Annotated in this window: 2 protein-coding genes; one reads left to right on the forward strand and one right to left on the reverse strand. The window is 40.3% G+C overall.

The window, feature by feature from the left end:
- Positions 1 to 346: 346 nt before the first annotated feature.
- Positions 347 to 1,378, forward strand: a complete 1,032-nt coding sequence (locus V7L07_RS16710; protein WP_335059615.1) for a WD40 repeat domain-containing protein — start codon at positions 347 to 349, stop codon at positions 1,376 to 1,378.
- Between the two features lie 260 nt (positions 1,379 to 1,638).
- Here the strand turns inward: V7L07_RS16710 and V7L07_RS16715 are convergent, their stop codons facing one another.
- Entirely contained in the window at positions 1,639 to 2,205 is a 567-nt protein-coding gene (locus V7L07_RS16715; RefSeq protein WP_335059617.1) for a type IV pilin-like G/H family protein, read from the reverse strand.
- Positions 2,206 to 2,563 lie beyond the last annotated feature (358 nt).

The following is a 2,563-nucleotide window of genomic DNA, read 5'->3' on the forward strand; positions in this document are numbered from 1 at the left end:
GACAAAATCGCACAGCTCCGGTGGGGAAGATACAGCAGCAACTAATGCAGCTTGTGACTTGAAGAGTCTTTCGCTACATCCCACACCCTATACCCGAATGGCACTAAGATAACGCCAAACCAATTACCTATAAGGCTTTTGGGTGTGGGGTGTTGGGTGTTGGGTGTAGTGAAGAAGGAAAATATTTATGTTCGTACTCGATATTTGGTTTTCTTAATTTTTCCCTACACCCTACTCCCAACACCCTGCCTACACAAGCTTTCAGCTTTTCAAGCGTGCCATTCCCCTATACCCCATAACCTGTTTGCGATCAATTCAACTACCTACCGAAAAGAGAACAGAGCTAATGTTAGACAACTGGTTGAGCAAAAAACAGATATGGTTGCTGCGTGGTGTAGCGATTATAATTTTTTTGATACAAGTCGGAGCATATTTGTGGAGCAGTTACCGAGTAACGAATATCTGCAAGTTGTCGCAGCCTCATTCCCAGTATTGCGATTTGACAGTAGTGCGGAAGTTAAGTGGAGTAGCAGAAGCGATCGCCCTTTCTTCTGATGGTCACACCCTAGTGGGCGGCGGTGGCAAAAGCTTTAGCGTCTGGCATTTGCCAAGTCAGCAGCCTCAATTAACCCTCAAAGGAGACGCGAATGATATTTATGACCTTGCGCTTTCTGCTGATGGTCAGACTTTGGTGAGTGGGAGTTTAGGCAAGACCATTAAGGTGTGGAATTTAGCGACGGGAAAACTCAAATTTACTCTCAAAGGGCATTCTGAAGTTGTAAATGCACTGGTGATCACACCCAATCAGCAAACAATTGTGAGTGCGAGTTCCGACAATACCATTAAGATATGGAATTTGGCGACTGGACAATTAACAAGCACATTGGCACAAACACCGGATACTGTAATAACTTTGGCGCTGACTCCAGATGGCAAGACTTTGGTTAGTGGCGATTCGAGCAATCACATCACTGTATGGGATCTGGGAACTGGACGAAAGCGCACCACTTTGACTGGACATTATGGTGCAGTATCTGCTTTAGCCATTAGTCGTGACGGTCAGTTGCTCGCTAGTGGTAGTGCCAAGCAGGTAAAAGTGTGGAACCTGACAACAGAAAAATTGTTGCAGGATTTTGGGGGCTTCTATTTTCCGCAGATCACCATCGCCTTTAGTCCTGATGGGCAATCTTTAATTACTGGTGGAGGATATAAACCATATCGGGTTTGGAATCTGGTAACAGGAAATATAGAAGCAACTCTGCCCGATGTTAGCAACTGGTCGGGGGCAATGGTATTTAGTAGGGATGGCAAGACTTTGTTTAGTGCAACAGAGGACGGAATTACAGAGTGGAAAATTCCTGCACCAAACCACCCTTAAAAGAATGTTTGGAAAGTTATGAGAGTCTTGCACTTGAGCTATTCGTCTGGTTTTAAAACTTCCAACTTTGGGCAAGTGAGAGTACTGTATCTGCCAAACTAAAATCTCGTTTGTGTTCGCATACGAATTGATATAATCGTGAATTTTGTCCTTGAAAATTCCCCAGTGAACTAGAGATTTTATCTGCTTCATTCCTCCGATTATCATTATTAAATGCTAGTCCAATTCTGCTGATATTTTTGAGGAATTCTAATGGCAAGTTATTTGGGTTTCTGCAATTTTATAGTTCCCGAACCACAAGTAAGAATACCATTTTGATAAATCGGATCGTTTAAGTGGATAGTGCCTGGTAATTTGTTTTGACATATAATTGCGAAAGTTGTTAGTTCATTTTTAGAATTTTTAGTATTAGGTATAATAAAAACACCACTAACATAACCTATTACTGGTATGTTTACGAACCATCCCTTTTTTACATACTCTCGTCGGGGATTTGCATAATTGAATGCAGAGATTGGGGTTATTTTTATAGAATAGTTATAGTTTTTTGACGAGTTTGACATTTGTTCTTTAAGAGCAATGTCTATTTCAGGAATCGACTTACTAAAAATGCCATTATGCTCTAAAAAGTATCTCTGCTGACCACGAGTCATCATACCAATTGAAGCCAGTCCTACTGATGATGTATCCCAACTTTCATTACTAAAATTTAAAGGAAATAAATTATATAAAATTGGTGGCAATATAATCCAGACAGAAGGAATAAATACTAGCAAAAATAGAGCCTTGAATTGTGCTTTTTTATCAAGTTTTAAGAAAATATTCATGACTATTTTCTGTCTGAGATAATTTGTTTTGTTGACGAACACTCTGAAGTCTTTAACACAACTTCTTAGTTCAAGTTTTCCCATAGTACAGGCTTTTCTAACAACTTACTGACCGCAGATAAAGTGGGGACTACCGCAATATGTTGAAAAAATAAGCCACCCTCTAAGAGTGGCTCAAAGTTTTATCCAAGAATTTCAATCACCGCAGCCAGAATTTTCTTGTTGCGTCAACGCCGGAAAATAATTTTTAAGTAATAAGCTGTACCTGTTCCTTCCAGGTGTGTCGAAATCTTTTCTTGAAATTGGCGCATGAACCCAGGTAATAACGAACGCTTCTACCATGCAATATAAAACTGCC

This window comes from Nostoc sp. (genome assembly GCF_036916985.1).
Lineage (GTDB): Bacteria > Cyanobacteriota > Cyanobacteriia > Cyanobacteriales > Nostocaceae > Nostoc.

Coding starts and splice junctions, on each gene's coding strand:
- V7L07_RS16715 (WP_335059617.1), bottom strand. CDS start 2,205: ATGAATATTTTCTTAAAACTTGATAAAAAAGCACAATTCAAGGCTCTA.
- V7L07_RS16710 (WP_335059615.1), top strand. CDS start 347: ATGTTAGACAACTGGTTGAGCAAAAAACAGATATGGTTGCTGCGTGGT.